Here is an 18,993-nt window from a genome sequence, read left to right on the forward strand (position 1 = left end):
AGTTTCCCTTTATGCAACATGACGCGTTTATAAACGATGAAGTGACCCAGTTATGTCGATTGAATGACACGACACTCACGGCCCCCATCGCCCCAGAAAAGTGGTCGATTAAAGAAATTATTGGTCATATGTATTATTGGGACGGCTATTTATGTGAACACGTTTTGCCATATATCGAGGAGAGCGTGTCATTACCCGAATTTCCTAGTCATGATGAGTTTAATCAAAAAGCGATGGAGAAAATTCAAAGACGATCACCGAAAGAGGTGCTTCAACAATTTTTAAGGCAACGGCGTAAGCTCATTACTGCCTTCTCAAAGCATCCAGATTCACTCGTCTTCACAATCCGAGAAGGGTTGGAAGACGTGCCATATACGATCCAACAACTTCGCCATGACTTTCTAGAACATGATGAGCATCACTTATTACAAATTCGTCAGTTTTTGAGCGACCGTTCTGTGGACTCCCCTAATTCATAGGTGAATACTAAGATCGGTTGGCTCAGAATAGAACTCCATAATCGAAAAAACACGTGCCGCATTCGGTTTGAATGCGGCACGTGTTTCATTGTAGAACACTATTTCTTATTTCTTCTTCTGAATACCCAGCTATTGTAATAAAAGAATTTTGTTGAAGCACCACCTAGACCAATCAAGCGCTTCGCTGCATGCTTCATCTCCAAGTTGTTTTGCACATCGCCATCAGAAAGATAGATCGCATATAAACCTTGCTTGATCTTTCGGTGAAAAGATTCGTCTGGAAGTCCTGTAAGGTAATGGCTCGCCTTTTCATCTAAAAAGTGAAACCGCTCGACCATTTCATCTTCACTCGTATAATAAGCCGCAAAGTTCATTTCCTCTTCTTCAAAATCTTCCTCTTGGTCAACGAAGTAATCCAGCATAATGTGAACGCCTTGCATCCAAGGAAAATATCCTTTTTTTAGTTTCTCTGCTTCTTGCTCGGTGCGCGGCTTTGCAGCTGCATAGGCAGCCAAACAATAAAGAGCGAGCGTCGAAGCGGCGCAACATGCGAACTCATACCAACGCAACTCCGGATACTTCTCGGCATGTTCTTCATAGAAGGCAATGAGTAGCCCTTCACGCTCATCCTCAGGCACATGCTTGTACACTTGAAAGTCTACGTAGTACTGGGCGAGCTCTTTCATTGCACTTTTCATCGCCGGATAACCTGGGAACGTTTTTAGCGTTTGTTGACATTCCTTAACGAGCTCATGCAAATAGCCGCCATCATCGTGACCCCCTCGAACACGGTAATAATCTTTCGTCGGTTCACCTGGCGTTAATGCATCAAGTAGCGCATCGTGTAACGCTCTGAAATCATCTGGGTCTTGTGAGTCATTTTTGTCACAAAGCGTATCTAAGTAATCACAAATGGTCTGGTAGGCACATAAAAATCGAATAAATGCCTCTTTATTGCCGCCAGCAAGGAGCGCGAGCACACTCCCACCTTCACAATGGAAATCTTTATCATCAATCGTCCATACCGCTTGATTACGTAATTCTTGTTCTGGAATTTCATCGGCTAACCTTTTCCAAGATTCTAGCTGCTGATGTACTTCAGGAATGGTTTCTCTATATGTTCGGTAAAGAATCGACCATGGCTTGGTCGGAACATGAAAATTCATCGGACACTCTCCTCATTCAACTTAAAGTCTACCAAGTCTTTGCCATGTGAAATATAACATAAAACGGAACACTTCTTCACGCTCTGGTTCATTAAACAGTTCATGATACAAACCTCGCCATTCTCTCATCGCTCGGTCTTCAATTCTTAGCCGGTTAAACCATTCATGAGCAGCAGTTTTGTCCACAAGGTAATCTTCTCCAGCCTGTAGGACAAGAAGTGACACGTTTGGAAATTCGTACGCGTGGTCTAAGCTCACTTTCATCGCTTTTGACAGTTCCTGATACCAACGAACAGAAACCGTATGTACAAACAGTTCATCTTTAAGAAATTCTGTACGCACTTCTGGACTTCTCGTCGCATGCTCAGCTCGAATGCCATTTTTAAAACTTAATCCCGGGACAATTCGGTGCATTGTTTTTGCGGCTGCTGTCAGCGCTTTGTTTGGTGGATCATACAACGCAAGACATGGTGAAGATAAAATCACACCACGAACCGGCAGTTGCTTTTCCATCATCATGCGAATGACCGCGAGTCCCCCCATGCTATGACCAAATAGAAATACCGGCAGCTCAAACGCTACCGCTTCTTTGTACCAATGGTGAACCGTATCAATATATTGTTGAAAGTGGTCGACGTGACCCCGTTTCCCTCTCGTTCGCCCGTACCCTGGCAAATCGCCGGCGACAACATGAAAATGCTCACGATTTAACCGCTCAATTAGCCAGTCGTAACGTCCATAATGTTCTCCTGCACCATGAACAATGACAATCACACCAATGGCATGTTCAGCTTCCCAAATGCGCATGTTGATTCCTCCCGTATAAAACGACACCTTTCTTTCTATTAGACCATATGTGGGCAGATTTTTCATCTGCCATCTGTATGATTTGACCTTTCCTCTAGCAATTGAAGCATTTCGCACATGATCACGTGTAATTTCTGATACACTGACGATAGAGAAAGGAGATTTTTGATGTATATCTATCCATTTAAGGAAATGTCCCCGAACGTTCATCCGAGTGTATATATCGCAGATGGCGTCGTGATTAGCGGCGACGTAGCCATTGAAGAAGATTCAAGCATTTGGTTTCATACGGTTATTCGTGGCGATGTGGACCACACAACGATCGGGAAGCGAGTAAACATCCAAGATCTCAGCATGATTCACCAAAGCCCTGGTAATCCGATTGTTATCGAAGATGATGTGAGTGTCGGTCATCAAGTAACCCTTCACGGTTGTACGATCAAAAAAGGCGCACTCGTCGGCATGAAAGCAACGGTTTTAGATGGAGCCGAAGTAGGTGAAGAAGCGTTTATCGGTGCAGGAGCTCTCGTCACACCCGGGACAACCATTCCACCAAGAACCCTTGCCCTCGGCAGTCCAGCTAGAGTGGTACGTGAACTTTCTGAAGAGGACTTAGAAGAGATGAAACGTGTACGTGATACGTATGTTGAACGCGGAAAGCAATACCGTGCAATTACTGAGAAAAACTAGTGTATACTAAAAAAAATGAATAAAGGAGACAGACCGATGACAACGATCGAGCAAAACCTTGAAAATTACGCAGATCTCGCACTAAAAGTAGGCGTAAACTTGCAAAAAGGACAAACACTCTATGTACGCACTCCGATGTATGCTGCCCCTTTTGTTCGTGCCTTAACGAAGCGTGCTTATGAGATGGGCTCTAAAAATGTACATATTGAATGGAATGACGAAGAAGCGACTCGCATTAAGTTTGAGTATGCACCTGACGAAGCCTTCTCCGAGTTTCCTCAATGGAAAGCGGATCCCCTTGTAAAAGCGGCAGAGGACGACGCTGCTTTCTTAAGTATTACAGGAGGTAACCCTGATCTCTTAAAAGATGCGAATCCTGAACACGTAGCCACGCAACAAAAAGCGGCTGGTAAAGCGTCAGAAACGTTCCGTAGCTATATCCAATCCGACAAAGTGAGCTGGTCTATTGTTGCCGTCCCTTCACCAGAGTGGGCAAAGAAAGTCTTCCCTGACTCGAGTGAAGAAGAAGCAGTTGATGAATTATGGTCATCCATTTTCTCTGCAACGCGCATGCATGAGCCTGATTTTGTTGACGCTTGGAAAAACCACCTGGCCACATTAGATGAAAAGCAACAAACGTTGAACAATAAGAAGTTCCACGCTTTGCATTATAAAGCCGAAGGCACTGATCTCGTTATTGAGCTTCCAAAGTCCCACATTTGGGCATCTGGTGGAAGTGAAAGCAAAGCAGGCGTTAACTTCGTTGCCAACATTCCAACTGAAGAGGTGTTTACTGCTGCTAAGAAAACCGGAGTAAACGGAACTGTAACGAGCACAAAGCCGCTAAATTACGGTGGAACGCTTATTACGAACTTCACGCTCACGTTTAAAGATGGAAAAGTTGTGGACTACCGAGCTGAGGAAGGTGAAGCTACGCTCAAAGGAATTTTGGAAGGTGACGAGGGATCAAAATATATTGGCGAAGTGGCGCTAGTTCCACATCGCTCCCCGATCTCGGATACGAATATTATCTTCTACAATACACTGTTTGATGAAAATGCTTCGAACCATTTAGCGCTCGGAAGTGCATACGCCTTTAACATCGAAGGTGGAAAAGACATGTCCAAAGAAGAGCTTGAAGATAAAGGCATTAATCAAAGCATTACGCATGTCGATTTCATGATGGGAAATGCGGATATGGATATTGATGGCCTTCATGAAGATGGTACACGTGAACCTGTCTTTAGAAAAGGCGCTTGGGCGATTTAAACTTTTGTGACGGGCACCCTCTTGACGAGGGTGCTTTTCCTTGTGAATAGGAGTTCCTGCAATGGGCTACTTTTTGTCTGTATTTCTTGATGTGATTTTTCCGATTTTATTGTTAATGGTCATTGGTATTCTCATGCAAAAGAAGTTTCAGTTTAATATCCGGGCACTGGCAAATCTACTCACGTACTGCTTTATGCCTGCTGCCGTATTTCTTAACCTCGCACAAACCGAGCTAGACGTCCAACTGCTCGGCCAAGTGCTCGTGTTTTTAATCATCTATACCGCACTCATGATGATCGTTACGGGACTACTCGGAAAATCGTTGCAATTAGATCAAAAACAATCGGCAATACTTAAAAACAGCATCGGTCTAATGAATTCCGGAAATTACGGATTGCCGATTAGTCAGATGCTATTTCAAGCGAACCCCATCGGGTTGAGCGTTCAAATTATCGTTTTAATCTTTCAAAACATTCTTACGTACACGTACGGTCTATACAACCTCATCTCTGCTACGAAAAGTGGACTTGAAATTGTCATCGCCATGTTACGACTGCCCGTCATCCATGCGATGATCTTAGGCATTATTTTCAATGTATGGAACATACCGATCCCAACACCACTTTTAACACCGATCGAATATTTAGCAGATGGTTTCATGGCAGTCGCCCTCATTTTGCTAGGCGCACAAATTGCCCTCATCAAAATGAGTAAGCTGAACCGCGTCATCATATGGGGAACGATTGGCCGACTGCTTGTCGGGCCTGCTGTTGCCCTCGCTGTCATTTGGACGCTTCAGATTGATGGCATTATCGCACAGTCTCTGCTTATTGCCAGCGCATTGCCGACGTCACGTAACAGTGCTACGTTGGCATTAGAACACGATGTTTTGCAAGAAACAGCTGGGCAAATCGTACTTTTTACTACGCTTCTTAGCGCAATTAGCGTCACCTTTTTCATCTATTTGTCGACGGTGCTCTTCTAACATGTACAAGACGCCTAGTAAATCACGAAGAAAAAACCCAGTAGGTGCCGGGTTTTTTCTTCGTGATTATTTTGATTTGACTCCCGTAGCAGCCGTTACAAACTTGGCTGCGTGATCACGTAAGCCTTGCCAATCTTGCTCGTCAATGAACGATTTCTTTAATAGTGCCCCGCCCGCTCCAGCAGCTACTGCTCCTGCTTGAATATATGATGCAATGTTTGTTTCGTCAATTCCACCGGTTGGCATCATTTTAATGTGGCCAAGCGGCCCTTGTAGTCCTTTAATAAAAGCTGGACCGAGCGTATCTGCCGGGAAAATCTTAACCAAGTCTGCTCCGAAAACGTGAGCTTGGTGCGCTTCTGTCGGCGTGTATACCCCGGGGATGACGATCACACGGTTGGCATTTGCAACACGGATGGTTTCTTCATCTAAAATCGGAGCAAATATGAACTCTGCTCCTGCGTCAATCGCTTCTTGAGCAGCTTGACCATTCAGCACGGTCCCTGCCCCAACGACAGCCCGATCCCCAGCCACTTGCTTACACTTCTGGATAGCCTCTAGTGCGCGCTCAGAGTCAACGGTCACTTCAAGACCGGTGACACCACCTTCAACGAGCGCACGAGCAATATGTTCAATCTTGTCAAATGGCAGCTTCCTTAACACTGCCACAACGCCTGATTCGAGTAACTGATCAATTTTCTCCATCGTGATCTCTCCTAACGTAAAACGTCTTTACTCGTTTGATTTAAAAACAAGTCTACTTCTTTGCGCGTAGGTAGACCTTCAATATCTCCCGGTGAACTCACCACTAAAGCACCTACCGCTGCACCGAGGTTGACGGCGTCATGCAACGTCATCTCCTCTAGTATTCCGACAATGACACCGGAAGCAAAACCGTCTCCAGCACCAATCGGATCAACGACGCGATCAACAGAATGACTGTTTACAAAACCACTTTTTCCATCTCGCTCGGCATAATAGGAATGGGTGGAACCATTTTTTATGACAATTTGTTTCGCACCGTCTAGGAACGCACGATGCGCGATTTCTGACTCATCGTTTGTCCCATACATCCACTCGGCCTCATCTAAGCCTGGGAGGAACAAATCGCTTAATCCAGCGAGTTCTCTCATGCGATCCCGTGCTCGGTCTTCACCGTACACTTCCATAATTTTAAAACGTAAGTTCGGATCAAAAGAAACGAATAACCCTAATTTTTTCGCGAGGTGTATCGCTTTCGTAATGACCTCATCACAGCTTTTACTAATGAGAGGAGTAATGCCTGTAATGTGAAGAACCTTTGCATTGCGAAACAGTTCCTCATCGATCAGGTCACTACTCATTTGGCTCGCTGCCGAACCTGCACGATAATAATGTACCGAACCTTCATTTGGTCTTCGGAATTCTTTAATAAACAAACCCGTTGGTGCAGTTGGTGATGTTGTTACAAAGTTCGTATCAACACCTTCTCCACGAATGGACTGAAGTAAGTACTGGCCAAGTTCATCATCCCCAACTTGGCTCATCCACCTTGCAGAGTGCCCTAACCTTTGAATGCCAATGGCTACATTGGACTCTGCACCACCGTGGCGCTTTGTAAACGTATGCGTGTATCGAAGTGGGCCTTGCGACCCCGCTTCAAAAACGACCATCGTCTCTCCAATCGTTACTACATCCATAGAAGCCTCCTAATCGTGTGAAACCGTCTTTCCTTTTCTATTTTTAAATAACTTCATAAATAACGGCGTGAATAACGATAAAATGGCTAATACAATAAGGGTTGCTGCAATTGGACGTGTAGCAAAGATCATCATACTGCCTTCAGACATCGTTAACGCACGGCGAAATTCACTTTCTGCCATCGGTCCTAAAATGAGCGCAAGAACGATTGGTGAAGCAGGGAACCCATGCTTTTTCATAAAGAAGCCGATGATTCCAGCCCCAAGAACAACGTAGACATCAAAAATGTTGTTATTAATGGCAAACGCGCCGACTGTGGAAAGTACGAGAATGATCGTAATCATTAATGTCTTCGGAACGAGTAGCACTTTTGTAAATAAACGAATGCCTAATAGTCCAATAATGACCATTACGACTGCGGCAACAAGCATACCCGCAAACAAGATGTAGATTAACTCACCGCTCGTTTGAAAGATTTGCGGTCCTGGTTGAATTCCTTGAACAACAAAGGCACCTAACATGACCGCGGCTACTGCATCACCAGGAATTCCTAATGTTAGTAGCGGAACCATAGCTCCACCTGTTACCCCTTGGTTTCCAGACTCAGCAGCTGCAATCCCTTTTGGATTCCCTTTTCCAAACAGTTCCTTATCTTCTTTTTTCGCAAAACGCTGGGCTTCATTGTATGAAACAAAGGCAGCGACGTCTGCACCTGCACCTGGAATAATTCCGATTAAGGACCCTAAAATCGATGATTTCGTCATTGTCGGAAACAGCCTAGGCATTATCCGCCAATTCGTTTTTAGCAACTTGGCCGTCACTTTTAACGGTCCGCCTTTTTCCTTAAAGTAATCGTCAGCCATAATAAAAGCTTCAGACACCGCAAATAGACCAATCATAATTGGGATAAAATCAAAACCTTCTAGCAGTACGGGTTGATCAAATGTATATCTCGGATAACTCGTCATCGGGTCCATACCAATGGTTGCAATCAAGAGACCGACTACCCCAGCAATTAACCCTTTCACGAGCGATGACCCAGCGATACTAGAAATAATACTAAGACCAAATAAAGCTAAACCAAACATTTCAGGCGCACTAAAACTAAGCGCAATGTTGGCGAGTTGTGGGGAAAGAAAGATCAACATGAGGACACTAATAATTGACCCAAACCCTGAAGCAATGACCGCAACATTTAGAGCCGTTCGCGCATCTCCTTTTTTGGTCATTGCATAACCGTCCATTGCGGTTGCTGCCGCTGCTGGTGTACCGGGTGTGTTTAATAAGATCGCAGCAATCGATCCCCCGTAAATGGAACCGAAGTAAATCCCAACTAACAACAATAACCCTGGTATAGCTTCCATACCAAACGTTACAGGTAAGAATAAAGCAACACCCATTGTAGCCGTCAAGCCTGGCAATGAACCGATGATTACACCTAGCAAAACCCCTGTAATTAATAATATCAGAATCATGGGATCTGCTAAACCGAGAAAGCCTTCCCACAGGTTCATCTAAAACCCTCCTTAATAAAGCACCCCATGAGGAATAGGAACATTTAACAATTGTTCAAATGCATATGAAACCGTAACTGGCAACAAAATTGCTGCTGGGACGATAAAATACCAACGACGTTCACCGAGAATAAGTAAATAACCGACGGTAAACAACAGAGTAGAGACAACAAACCCGATCGGTTGAACTAGAAACACATAGACACCAAATATTATCATAATAAGAACAACATTTATGTTCATTTTGCTATTTGACTTGGCGGGTGTTTGAAAGGCTAAAATAATGGCAAGCACAAGTAACAACACACTCAAAACTTGTGGGAAAAAGGCGGGACCTGGTGCGGTCCCGCTCGATGAGTTGAAACTTTGAGCCATAATAAAAGCAGCGACTGCAAACACGAGTAATAATAGGCTAATCACGTGGTTAGCATGAAGTTTTTGCATCCGGCTCGTCCCCTTCTATTAATCTAAATCTAAGGAAGGAATCAATTCTTCAAATAATGAATTTTGGTCGTTCATCAACTCTGTAAATCCTGCTGGATCTTCATAACGATATCCGAGTTGCAGCGTATCAATTCGCTCGATAAACTCTTCATTTTCGGCTGTAGCTGCTGCAGCGTCAGCGAGGACGTCAACAACCTCATCAGGCGTGTCTGCAGGCACTGTAATCCCTCTCCACGTACCAATAGACAGATCAATTCCAGATTCGCTTAATGTCGGCACATCTGGTAGAGCGTCCACACGCTCGTCCGCCATAACAGCAAGGACGCGTAAATCTCCGCTTTCCACTTGGTTAATCACTTCAGCTGGACTCACACTAACGGCATCAATATGCCCACCTAATAAGTTGTTCACTGCTGGAGCAGCTCCTTCAAACGGCACATGGTTAAAAGAACCATCGATTTCTTGCTCTAATGCTGAAGCTGCCAAATGCCAGATCGCACCTGTTCCAGAGTTACCGATTTGCAAATTCTCACCAGACTCTACCGCTTCAATAAAGTCGTCAATCGTTTCGTATTCAGAATCCGCTTGCACAGTGATAGCAGCTGAGTCTTCATTAAGAAGAGCGACAGGTTTAAAATCTTCTTCATAATTTAAGTCCGCTAATCCACTATGAGGAAGCGTTAACAATTCGACCGTCACGAGTGTCATTGAATGCCCGTCCGCAGTACTGTTTGCACCTGCTTGCATACCTACTGCACCACCGCCACCTTCACGGTTTGACACACTCACAGACTCACCAATTTCATCTTGCAAATAATCTGCAAAAGCTCTTGCTACCAAATCTGTTCCGCCACCCTCAGCATAAGGAACAATAACTTCCATTGAACTACTTGGGAAATTAGCCGCAGCATCTTCGCCGTTCGCATCTGTTGAATCGTCCCCGCCACATGCTACAAGACCTAATACTGGCACAAGCATTCCTAAACTTAGAAAATATTTTTTCATTAAAACTTCCCCCTATATTCTGTTTCACTGCACCTTTGTTCCTTATTGCGGAACGCTGTTCTTCTTAAATGAGATAAAGAAATCTATTGGTATCCTAATTCTTTCGATATTCTCCCGCACGTCGCTGTTAATAATCCAATCACTTCTTCGAGTCTTTGATCATCCATACGGTCCAACGGACCTGTAACACTCACACCATGATTGACCTCTCCAAGATGATTAAAAACGGGCGCTGCTACACACCGAATGCCTCGTTCGTGTTCTTCGTTATCTACGCTATATCCCAAATCTTTAATACGTGTAATGGCATCTTTTATCTCTATTTTTGTCGTTAATGTATGCTCTGTGAATTTCTTTCGACTCGTCACATTTTGGAAATAGTGTTCCAATTTCGAATCGGTTAGATGTGATAATAATACTTTCCCTACACCGGTACAATGCATAGGTGCCCGACGCCCGATCCTTGAATAGATTCGAATCGTATTCGAATGATGTTCTACTTTATCCAAGTAAACAACTTCAAAGTCTTGTTGTTCAACGAGATGGACAATCTCATTTGCTTCTCTACTCAAATCATCTAGAAACGGCCTCGCAATCGCCGTAATTTCCATTTGTTTTAGAACATATTGTTGCATTTCTAAAAATTTTAAACCTAACCGATAATTACCATTATTCGGTTCTTGCCTTACGTAACCATGATCTTCCATACTACTGAGAATGCGGTGCACTGTACTTTTTGCCACCCCTAAACGATGGGATAATTCAGTAACACCAAGTCCAAAATGATGATCTTTCAACAAATCTAATACGCGCAAGGCTCGGTCGATTGATTGTATCATCATCCCCCTCCTGTTCTTCATTAAGGAACGCTGTTTCACTTTTTCTAAAACGAATTATAGCCCTAGGTGAAAGCGGTGTCAACAAAATTCGACATTGTTTTTTGACGATTCCATTCTTAGTGGCTTGCAGAGTTTTTCTTCTTTCTTTGTAGGTAAAGGGTTAAGGCATGTACCACTTAGCATAAATTCCCAAATTAAACGAGTTCATTTATTTTGCATCGCCATGTAATCTAATCGGCGGTGACGAAATGCCGCAATGACCAATCAACGTACTTTGTTTAAAATGAAATGCTACTACTTATTGATTTCCAATGCTGGCGGATCGCTTGTGCTCTGGAAGTTTATGTGCATAAAACAAGGTTGAAGTTTGATTTAGAAAATGAACGTTCATAGATCGTCCATTATGAGGTGAACTGTGTTGTTTTGAAGCGACCTATATAGAATGAAGATTTTCCTGATTAACGCTGTTGGTTGTTAGGTTGGAGGGGTAGCGCGATGCTGGGTGCCATTTTGCGCGTAAGTTTGCCTAGTTTACCAATTTTGGCGCTCATTCAGCTAAACTCCTGCGCAGTTTGTTCCAACTGGTGCGCAGATTCAATGCCCATAAGCAAGCAACCTGTCGGCCCCAGCGGGGCCGAGGCCAAATCGGACTCGGTTCGGTGCGGTTCGCGCCGACGTCTTCGTAGCACAAGGGCGACATCGGTTCGGTGCTGCCTCCTGGCTACGGTGTGTGGAAAAAAGTCCAAATGCCCCATATCTTCATATTTGTGACATTTGAGAAAGAAAAACCATGATTTTAAACGTGAATTCGCACATAAACGGTGTCAACTGTCACAAATTGTGCGATTTGTGACAGTTGCATGCCGAAAGTGCCCGGTTTGAGGGCTGGATTGTCACATACGTGACCGGTCATCACATGCTTGTGCGAGGTGGTGGGCCTCGGTGAGGACTTTTCACCCTTCGGCAAACGCTTTTCGTGTTGCCCCTAACCCTTGCAGTGACGAACAACGATCGACAACGAAGCTGTCGAAGTGCAACGAGATGAATTTCAACACGCAATATGCAAACACTCAACCGCAAAGACCGATCTCAGTCATCCGATTCAATGAATTTCTTAAGTTCAACTTATATAGATCATCATGAAAACGATCTAGATCGACCAGTATCTGGAAAAAACCAGCGTTTTAACACGATCTAGATCGTTCCGGGGGTGATCTAGATCACCGACATCTTAAAAATACCCAAATGTTATACAACGAGTAGTTTTTGCTCACAAACACGATCGCAACCTTGGTTGAACTGGAATGTACACGCAACTTTTTCGTATACTCGGGTGTCAGGAGTTCCGGCTAGCATGGCTCAATCGGGAAATGAACGTGACGCGCTGTGTCATTTTTATAACGTGAATATATAGTATAAGAATTTCTCCATCAGAGGGTAAACGATCTTGTATAAATGGCATGACTTCTTTGTTTCTAGCCTACATTCATATAAAAAAGCCCAGCCACTGGCTGAGCTTTTTGTTTAGATTCCTGATTCTGCTTTTAGCTGATCTGCTTTATCAGTACGTTCCCACGGAAGATCAACGTCTGTTCTTCCGAAATGACCGTATGCAGCTGTTTGCTTGTAGATCGGTGTTCTCAAATTGAGCATGCGAATGAGGCCAGCCGGTCGCAAGTCAAAGTGACGGTCAACGAGTTCGAGTAAAACGCTCTCCGACACCTTTCCGGTACCAAATGTATTGATGGAGATGGATACAGGTTTGGCAACGCCAATTGCATACGCAAGTTGTACTTCACATTTGTCGGCAAGTCCAGCGGCAACGAGGTTCTTTGCGACATACCGCGCGGCATAAGAGCCGGAACGATCCACTTTTGTTGGGTCTTTACCAGAAAAAGCACCACCACCGTGACGAGCAAAACCACCATACGTATCGACAATAATCTTTCGTCCAGTTAGGCCAGCATCACCTTGTGGACCACCGATGACAAACCGCCCTGTCGGATTAATAAAGTATTTTGTTTTGCTGTCGATCCATTTTTCTGGTACAACCGGACCGATGACTTCTGCTTTAACATCCTTTTCAATTTGTTCGAGTGTCACTTCAGGATGATGCTGGGTCGAAATAACGATCGTATCAACGCGTACTGGTTCATGATTGTCGTCATATTCAATCGTCACTTGTGTTTTTCCGTCTGGGCGCAAGTAATCCAAGACGCCATCTTTTCGTACTTTCGTTAGTTGTCTTGCAAGACGGTGAGAAAGCGAAATCGGCATTGGCATATACTCTGGAGTTTCATTATCTGCATAACCAAACATTAACCCTTGATCTCCCGCACCAATTTCATCAATCTCTTTGTCGGTCATAACGCCTTCGCGTGCTTCTAACGCTGCATTAACACCTTGAGCGATGTCTGGGGATTGTTCATCAATGGCAGTAATAATTGCACAAGTCTCTGCGTCTAGACCATATTTTGCCCTCGTGTAGCCAATCTCACTCAACGTTTCTCGTACGATCTTCTGAATATCGACGTATGTGGTCGTCGTAATTTCCCCTGTCACAAGAATAAGTCCCGTATTCGCTACAGTTTCACATGCAACCCGGGCATTCGGATCATGGGTGAGAATTTCATCCAAAATTGCATCAGATACTTGATCACATATCTTATCTGGATGCCCTTCTGTCACTGATTCAGATGTAAAAAGCCTTCGGCCATTTGCTTCCATGTTTGTTTCCTCCTCAAACAATTCCTACTTACTCTATATGTGTAGATCCTTAATTCGTGCCGTTTGAACATGAAAAAGCCCCTTCACCTGTGAGGGAAGGAGCATTACATTTCACCTTTCGCCTCTTATCTTGCAGAACACAAAGTCGTGTTTTGCCAGGTTGGCACCATTCCTGCACTCGGCAAGTGGTTGCTGGGTTTCATCGGGCCTGCCCCTCCACCTTCTCCTGATAAAAGCCTACTTGAATAATATAAAGGTTATATAGAAGAATTGCAAACGAGATGGCTTCTTTTATTGTGTTATACCATTTATAAGAATTTAGCTAATTTTACAAAGTCCATCCTTACATGTACTGCCAATCATCGGCCGATTCGCCGCAATTTTTTCATATAGCTTTTTGCCGATGGGTCGTATTGGAGTTTTGGACCCAAAGTATAACGGCGTGCGAAGCAGCGGGTGCAAACGTAAAAGCCGAATGACACCATCATACCCTCCGTACACATACGTATCATCAACGAGTACGTACATCTCTCGTTCAAAATCGGCGTATCGTGCAAAAGGATAGTGTTTTTCTAAGTTTTCTTCGCGCGTAGACACCCATTTAACTTGGCGAAATGTGGCATATTTTTGCAACTTCTCCTTCGTGTTTTGACAAAGTGAACAATGGCTATCATAAAACACAACACATGCTTTCATCCAAAATCGCTCCTATCTTGTTTTTTACACAATAATCATGGCACATTTGTGAAATCGAAAAATAGTATAGACTATAAGTTAAAATGTGTTATACTAATTTCAAATTCACACTTTCGTATCGTGAACAATGTGAGAAAGGATTTTGCCAATATGAGTACCGTATCTTTTGAATCTGCCCTCCAACATTTATTAAAAGGGGAACACGTTGAACAGGACCTTCCTGAGTCCAGATTAGTAGAAAGAGCGCTCTCACGCAACGAAGGTGTGCTAACGAAGTCTGGAGCGTTTGCAGCAACCACTGGTTTGTATACGGGTCGATCCCCGAAAGACAAATTTATCGTTGATGAACCGACTATACATGAAGACATTGATTGGGGTGTCGTGAATACCCCTGTAGAAAAAGATGTGTTCTCTTCTTTATATCGTAAAGTTGTTCACTATTTAGGGCAACAAGAAGCGTTGTTTGTGACACACGGCTATGCCGGAAAAGATAAAGATTATCGTCTGCCCCTGCGTGTGATCAATGAGTTCGCGTGGCATAATTTATTTGCCCGTCAATTGTTTATTCGTCCTGAACAAGGAGAAACGCCAGCGGAGGAAGAGAACGGTTTTACGATCGTATCTGCCCCTGGGTTTAAAGCAGACCCAGCCGAAGACGGAACACGTTCTGAAGCGTTCGTTCACATTTCATTTGAAGAGCGCATTGTCCTCATTGGCGGAACAGAATATGCCGGTGAGATGAAGAAGTCCATTTTCTCAATTATGAACTTCTTGTTGCCTGCTCAAGATGTATTGCCGATGCACTGTTCTGCAAACACGGGTAAAGAAGGTGACGTCGCTTTATTTTTCGGGTTATCTGGAACAGGAAAAACGACGCTATCCGCAGACCGTACACGTTTTCTTATCGGTGACGATGAGCACGGCTGGTCAGAAAACGGCGTGTTCAATATCGAAGGAGGTTGCTACGCGAAAACGATCAACCTCTCAAAGGATAAAGAACCTGACATTTATGACGCCATTCGATTCGGGGCTGTTCTCGAAAACGTCGTCTTAGATGATGAAAGTCGTGAGCCAGACTATGACGATGGATATTACACGGAGAATACAAGAGCTGCTTACCCGTTGGAACACATCCAGAACATGCTTCCACAAAGTATGGCAGGTCACCCAAATACAATTGTATTCTTAACAGCTGATGCTTTTGGGGTTCTTCCTCCAATTAGTAAACTTACAAAAGAGCAAGCGATGTACCATTTTTTAAGTGGATATACGAGTAAGCTTGCGGGTACAGAGCGTGGCGTTACAGAACCTGAAGCGACTTTCTCAAGCTGTTTCGGTGCACCATTCTTGCCACGACATGCTTCTGTTTATGCGGAAATGCTCGGTGAGAAGATTGATCAGCACGATGTGAATGTATTTCTCGTTAACACTGGCTGGAATGCAGGCGGCTATGGAGTGAGCGAACGAATTCCACTTAGCTTTACAAGAGCGATGGTGCAAGCTGCGCTTGAAGGTGAGCTTGACCACGTTGATACGACTGCTGATCCGTTTTTCGGACTGCATATTCCTACCCGTGTACCTGGTGTACCGGATGAAGTGTTGCAACCAAAATCTACATGGAACGAATCAGCAGAATATGACGCAAAGGCAAAAGAGCTGGCTCGCAAGTTCAAAGAGAATTTTGCACGCTTCTCTCACGTGTCTGATGACATTCGAAAAGCAGGACCAACATTTGAATCATAAATAATATCTGTACAGCTGTTTGAATTCATCTAGTGATGGGTTTGAACAGCTTTTTTGTGTTTAAAAATCCCGAGATGTTTTCTCAGATAAACAAACACCCGTCTATACAATCCGCATATGATAGGTGTATTGAAACATTTTGGGGGAGAAGATCATATGAAAAAAACATATCGACGACTGGTTGCTCCGGTTTTAGCGGTGCTGCTTCTTAGTGCTTGTAGCACGGACTCAGAAACAGAAACGGTAGAAGTTGCAGAAGTGACTCGCTCGATTTTTTATGCGCCGCTATACGTAGGGGTTGAGGAAGGCTTCTTTGCCGATGAAGGCTTAGATATTAACATTACGACGACGTGGGGCGGCGACACAACGATGACCACGTTGCTAGCAGACAGTGCGGATGTTGCTTTAGTTGGTTCGGAAACATCCATTTATGTGCACGCTCAAAACCCAAGTGACAGCGTCGTCAACTTCGGGGCTTTAACACAAACAGATGGAACCTTTTTAGTATCGAGAGAACCGATTGAAGACTTCACATTTGAAGACTTACGTGGCAAGGAATACCTTGGTCAGCGGGCTGGAGGAATGCCACAGATGGCCGGAGAATACGCACTTGCTCAAAATGGCATTGATGTTGATGAAGATGTAACCCTTGACCAAAGCATTGATTTTGCCAATATTGCAGGTGCATTTGCATCAGGGTCTGGAGATTTTGTTCAACTCTTTGAACCACAAGCGACTGAGTTTGAGGAAGAAGGATTAGGTTATGTCGTCGCAAGCTTTGGGGAAGAGTCAGGCATTTTACCGTATACAAGTTTTATTACGAAAGAAAGTACAATTGAAAATAATGAAGAGATGCTCGTGAAATTTAACCGTGCACTTTATAAAGCACAGCAGTTCGTTCAAGAGGAAGATGTTGACACAATCGCCACGTCCATCGCTCCTTATTTTGATGAAACATCTGAACAACTGATTGCTCAAGTTATCGAAAGGTACCGCAACCAAGACTCCTATGCAAAAGATCCGTACATTGATGAAGACGGATGGGAGCATTTACAAAATATAATGGACGATTCTGGGGAGCTTCCAGAGCGATTTGGTTACGAAGAACTCGTCAATCGTTCCATTACGGATCAAGCATTAGAGTAATCGTTTAGTTCAGGGCTTCTGAAGCGGTTCAGGAGCCCTCTTCAATGTTCAATTCCCCTCTATATATGATTAAAGGAGGTAGATCCGTGGCACGACTGCAATTGCAAAACATCGAAAAATATTTCTTTACCGGATCTGATATTGTTGAAGCGATTCGTAATGTGAATTTGGAAGTTGACGATGGTGAATTCGTTTCTATCATCGGTCCGAGTGGTTGCGGAAAAACGACAATACTTTCTATGATTGCGGGCTTAACAACACCATCAAGCGGTGATGTCGAATTCGACGGGGCAAAAGTTACCTCTCAGACAACCAACATTGGTTATATGCTTCAACAAGATTATCTTTTTCCGTGGCTAACGATTGGCGACAATATTAACATCGGTCTTGATATTACCCGAACGAAAACGAAGGAAAATGAGGATTATGCGAAGGACCTGTTAGATCAAATGGGGCTCCTTCGCCACATTGATCAGATGCCTTCTGAACTCTCTGGCGGCATGAGGCAACGTGCTGCTCTCGTCCGCACGCTTGCAGCAAAGCCATCCCTCTTATTACTTGATGAACCCTTCTCTGCTCTTGACTATCAAACAAAATTATATTTAGAAGATCTAATTCACGAAACGCTTAAAGCAAGGAAGAAAACAACCGTGCTTGTTACACACGACATTAGTGAAGCGATTGCGATGAGCGATCGCGTCATCTTACTAAGCCACCGTCCCTCTGTCGTTCAAGAAGTGTTTAGCATTCCAACTGAATTGCGGGCATTAACGCCATTAGAAGCGAGAAATCATAGCGAGTTCCAATGGTGGTTCCAGACGATTTGGAAGGAGTTAGAATCCCTTGAAACCACAAATTAAAGAACAATACGAAAAGCATCTAAAAGCCAAGCGATTAGAAACGTGGAAAATTCGAGGGACCCAACTTTTTATCTTGATCAGTTTCTTCGTTTTATGGGAAGTTGCTAGTCGAATGCAATGGATCGATCCTTTATTGTTTAGCTCCCCTTCCAACGTATTTGAATTATTTGTAAGTATGTTGCAAAGTGGTACGCTACACGTCCATATCGGCGTCACGCTACTGGAGACAATCCTTGGGTTTATCATTGGAACGATCGGTGGAATTGTCATTGCCGCTAGTTTATGGTGGTCTCCTTTTCTTTCTCGTGTGCTTGACCCTTATCTCGTCATTTTAAATGCGATGCCTAAAGTCGCGCTTGGACCCATTCTCATCGTCAGCTTTGGACCGAATATGAGTTCCGTAATCGCTATGGGGGTACTCATTTCCATTATTGTCACAACACTCGTCATCTACAATGCGTTTAGAGAGACAGACCCCAATTTTGTAAAAGTCGTCGATACGTTTGGAGCTAAGCGTTCACAACGTTTCCGCTACGTTATTCTTCCAGCGTCTTATCCGGCAATGGTTTCCGCATTAAAAGTCAACGTCGGTTTAGCATGGGTCGGAGTCATCGTTGGGGAATATCTCGTATCAAATCAAGGCCTCGGGTATATGATTATCTACGGATTCCAAGTGTTTAACTTTAACATGGTGATGCTCAGCCTTGTTCTCGTAGCTATACTCGCGACGCTTATGTATCAAGGGGTTGCAATCATTGAGCGATCCATGAACAAGAAGCGTAGACAATAGCATTTTATTGAATCAACATGATTAAAAAGAGACACTGTGCCGGTTTTCACGGTACAGTGTCTCTTTTTTAAGAGCGGGTTACGTGCAGATGGAAGCTTGTCGCCTTGATAAAAAGAGCGAACTGTCACAAATAGCTAAGTATGTGACAACTCA

General features: G+C 43.9%; 18 protein-coding genes and 1 riboswitch. Of the genes, 8 read left to right on the top strand and 10 right to left on the bottom strand.

The features are described from left to right. Positions 1 to 11 precede the first annotated feature (11 nt). Positions 12 to 479: a DinB family protein gene (locus ACE1TF_RS08600; protein ID WP_042403180.1), complete on the top strand. Its 468-nt coding sequence runs from the start codon at positions 12 to 14 to the stop codon at positions 477 to 479. Positions 480 to 577: 98 nt separating this feature from the next. Here ACE1TF_RS08600 and ACE1TF_RS08605 read toward each other — a convergent pair whose 3' ends face one another. Both ACE1TF_RS08605 and ACE1TF_RS08610 read right to left on the bottom strand, forming a co-directional pair. Continuing rightward, positions 578 to 1,645, bottom strand: a complete 1,068-nt coding sequence (locus tag ACE1TF_RS08605) for a tetraprenyl-beta-curcumene synthase family protein (RefSeq protein ID WP_375015949.1) — start codon at positions 1,643 to 1,645, stop codon at positions 578 to 580. A 21-nt stretch (positions 1,646 to 1,666) separates the two neighbouring features. Then, on the bottom strand, positions 1,667 to 2,452 hold the full coding sequence (locus ACE1TF_RS08610; protein ID WP_375015951.1) for an alpha/beta hydrolase: 786 nt from the start codon (positions 2,450 to 2,452) through the stop codon (positions 1,667 to 1,669). Positions 2,453 to 2,620: 168 nt separating this feature from the next. Between ACE1TF_RS08610 and ACE1TF_RS08615 the strand changes: the two genes are divergently transcribed. From ACE1TF_RS08615 to ACE1TF_RS08625, 3 genes are all read left to right on the top strand, one after another. Continuing rightward, positions 2,621 to 3,142 carry a gamma carbonic anhydrase gene (locus tag ACE1TF_RS08615; RefSeq protein WP_375015953.1) on the top strand — a complete coding sequence of 174 codons (522 nt, stop codon included), beginning with the start codon at positions 2,621 to 2,623 and terminating at the stop codon, positions 3,140 to 3,142. 36 nt (positions 3,143 to 3,178) lie between these two features. After that, on the top strand, positions 3,179 to 4,411 hold the full coding sequence (locus ACE1TF_RS08620) for an aminopeptidase (RefSeq protein WP_042403184.1): 1,233 nt from the start codon (positions 3,179 to 3,181) through the stop codon (positions 4,409 to 4,411). 61 nt (positions 4,412 to 4,472) lie between these two features. Next, the gene (locus tag ACE1TF_RS08625; RefSeq protein ID WP_375015955.1) at positions 4,473 to 5,396 is read left to right on the top strand and encodes an AEC family transporter; all 924 of its coding nucleotides are present in this window, start codon (positions 4,473 to 4,475) and stop codon (positions 5,394 to 5,396) included. A gap of 66 nt (positions 5,397 to 5,462) precedes the next feature. On the opposite strand, the gene ACE1TF_RS08630 is transcribed toward ACE1TF_RS08625, so the two are convergent. The 8 genes from ACE1TF_RS08630 to ACE1TF_RS08665 form a co-directional block, all read right to left on the bottom strand. Then, on the bottom strand, positions 5,463 to 6,101 hold the full coding sequence (locus ACE1TF_RS08630; RefSeq protein ID WP_375015957.1) for a bifunctional 4-hydroxy-2-oxoglutarate aldolase/2-dehydro-3-deoxy-phosphogluconate aldolase: 639 nt from the start codon (positions 6,099 to 6,101) through the stop codon (positions 5,463 to 5,465). A gap of 11 nt (positions 6,102 to 6,112) precedes the next feature. Beyond that, on the bottom strand, positions 6,113 to 7,075 hold the full coding sequence (locus tag ACE1TF_RS08635) for a sugar kinase (RefSeq protein ID WP_042403189.1): 963 nt from the start codon (positions 7,073 to 7,075) through the stop codon (positions 6,113 to 6,115). A 9-nt stretch (positions 7,076 to 7,084) separates the two neighbouring features. Next, complete coding sequence (locus tag ACE1TF_RS08640; protein WP_375015960.1) at positions 7,085 to 8,590, bottom strand: tripartite tricarboxylate transporter permease; 1,506 nt, start codon at positions 8,588 to 8,590, stop codon at positions 7,085 to 7,087. 12 nt (positions 8,591 to 8,602) lie between these two features. Next, complete coding sequence (locus tag ACE1TF_RS08645; protein ID WP_042403192.1) at positions 8,603 to 9,034, bottom strand: tripartite tricarboxylate transporter TctB family protein; 432 nt, start codon at positions 9,032 to 9,034, stop codon at positions 8,603 to 8,605. An 18-nt stretch (positions 9,035 to 9,052) separates the two neighbouring features. Then, entirely contained in the window at positions 9,053 to 10,039 is a 987-nt protein-coding gene (locus tag ACE1TF_RS08650) for a tripartite tricarboxylate transporter substrate binding protein (RefSeq protein WP_042403194.1), read from the bottom strand. 83 nt (positions 10,040 to 10,122) lie between these two features. Next, positions 10,123 to 10,878 (bottom strand): IclR family transcriptional regulator, encoded by a 756-nt coding sequence (locus ACE1TF_RS08655; RefSeq protein WP_152549120.1) that lies wholly within the window; start codon positions 10,876 to 10,878, stop codon positions 10,123 to 10,125. 1,524 nt (positions 10,879 to 12,402) lie between these two features. After that, positions 12,403 to 13,605 (bottom strand): methionine adenosyltransferase, encoded by a 1,203-nt coding sequence (metK, locus tag ACE1TF_RS08660; RefSeq protein WP_375015963.1) that lies wholly within the window; start codon positions 13,603 to 13,605, stop codon positions 12,403 to 12,405. Positions 13,606 to 13,727: 122 nt separating this feature from the next. Beyond that, positions 13,728 to 13,841, bottom strand: a riboswitch (SAM riboswitch). A gap of 82 nt (positions 13,842 to 13,923) precedes the next feature. After that, a complete protein-coding gene (locus ACE1TF_RS08665) occupies positions 13,924 to 14,301 on the bottom strand; it encodes a thiol-disulfide oxidoreductase DCC family protein (RefSeq protein ID WP_042403197.1) in 378 nt (125 codons plus the stop codon). A 150-nt stretch (positions 14,302 to 14,451) separates the two neighbouring features. On the opposite strand from ACE1TF_RS08665, the gene pckA reads away from it, so the two are divergent. From pckA to ACE1TF_RS08685, 4 genes are all read left to right on the top strand, one after another. Next, positions 14,452 to 16,044: a phosphoenolpyruvate carboxykinase (ATP) gene (gene pckA, locus ACE1TF_RS08670; RefSeq protein WP_375015965.1), complete on the top strand. Its 1,593-nt coding sequence runs from the start codon at positions 14,452 to 14,454 to the stop codon at positions 16,042 to 16,044. A gap of 156 nt (positions 16,045 to 16,200) precedes the next feature. Then, complete coding sequence (locus ACE1TF_RS08675; protein ID WP_375015967.1) at positions 16,201 to 17,190, top strand: ABC transporter substrate-binding protein; 990 nt, start codon at positions 16,201 to 16,203, stop codon at positions 17,188 to 17,190. Positions 17,191 to 17,276: 86 nt separating this feature from the next. Next, positions 17,277 to 18,050 carry an ABC transporter ATP-binding protein gene (locus ACE1TF_RS08680; RefSeq protein ID WP_375015969.1) on the top strand — a complete coding sequence of 258 codons (774 nt, stop codon included), beginning with the start codon at positions 17,277 to 17,279 and terminating at the stop codon, positions 18,048 to 18,050. Then, on the top strand, positions 18,034 to 18,840 hold the full coding sequence (locus ACE1TF_RS08685; RefSeq protein ID WP_375015971.1) for an ABC transporter permease: 807 nt from the start codon (positions 18,034 to 18,036) through the stop codon (positions 18,838 to 18,840). The genes ACE1TF_RS08680 and ACE1TF_RS08685 overlap by 17 nt, the downstream gene beginning before the upstream one ends. Positions 18,841 to 18,993: the final 153 nt, after the last annotated feature.

Origin of the sequence: Geomicrobium sp. JSM 1781026 (genome assembly GCF_041949955.1) — a bacterium.
Lineage (GTDB): Bacteria > Bacillota > Bacilli > Bacillales > Marinococcaceae > Geomicrobium_A.

Excerpts from the sequence above, each read along its gene's own strand:
- ACE1TF_RS08675 (WP_375015967.1), top strand. The coding sequence starts at position 16,201 with ATGAAAAAAACATATCGACGACTGGTTGCTCCGGTTTTAGCGGTGCTG.
- metK (WP_375015963.1), bottom strand. The coding sequence starts at position 13,605 with ATGGAAGCAAATGGCCGAAGGCTTTTTACATCTGAATCAGTGACAGAA.
- ACE1TF_RS08665 (WP_042403197.1), bottom strand. The coding sequence starts at position 14,301 with ATGAAAGCATGTGTTGTGTTTTATGATAGCCATTGTTCACTTTGTCAA.
- ACE1TF_RS08655 (WP_152549120.1), bottom strand. The coding sequence starts at position 10,878 with ATGATACAATCAATCGACCGAGCCTTGCGCGTATTAGATTTGTTGAAA.
- ACE1TF_RS08645 (WP_042403192.1), bottom strand. The coding sequence starts at position 9,034 with ATGCAAAAACTTCATGCTAACCACGTGATTAGCCTATTATTACTCGTG.
- ACE1TF_RS08630 (WP_375015957.1), bottom strand. The coding sequence starts at position 6,101 with ATGGAGAAAATTGATCAGTTACTCGAATCAGGCGTTGTGGCAGTGTTA.
- ACE1TF_RS08610 (WP_375015951.1), bottom strand. The coding sequence starts at position 2,452 with ATGCGCATTTGGGAAGCTGAACATGCCATTGGTGTGATTGTCATTGTT.
- pckA (WP_375015965.1), top strand. The coding sequence starts at position 14,452 with ATGAGTACCGTATCTTTTGAATCTGCCCTCCAACATTTATTAAAAGGG.
- ACE1TF_RS08650 (WP_042403194.1), bottom strand. The coding sequence starts at position 10,039 with ATGAAAAAATATTTTCTAAGTTTAGGAATGCTTGTGCCAGTATTAGGT.
- ACE1TF_RS08605 (WP_375015949.1), bottom strand. The coding sequence starts at position 1,645 with ATGAATTTTCATGTTCCGACCAAGCCATGGTCGATTCTTTACCGAACA.
- ACE1TF_RS08615 (WP_375015953.1), top strand. The coding sequence starts at position 2,621 with ATGTATATCTATCCATTTAAGGAAATGTCCCCGAACGTTCATCCGAGT.
- ACE1TF_RS08640 (WP_375015960.1), bottom strand. The coding sequence starts at position 8,590 with ATGAACCTGTGGGAAGGCTTTCTCGGTTTAGCAGATCCCATGATTCTG.
- ACE1TF_RS08625 (WP_375015955.1), top strand. The coding sequence starts at position 4,473 with ATGGGCTACTTTTTGTCTGTATTTCTTGATGTGATTTTTCCGATTTTA.
- ACE1TF_RS08600 (WP_042403180.1), top strand. The coding sequence starts at position 12 with ATGCAACATGACGCGTTTATAAACGATGAAGTGACCCAGTTATGTCGA.
- ACE1TF_RS08620 (WP_042403184.1), top strand. The coding sequence starts at position 3,179 with ATGACAACGATCGAGCAAAACCTTGAAAATTACGCAGATCTCGCACTA.
- ACE1TF_RS08635 (WP_042403189.1), bottom strand. The coding sequence starts at position 7,075 with ATGGATGTAGTAACGATTGGAGAGACGATGGTCGTTTTTGAAGCGGGG.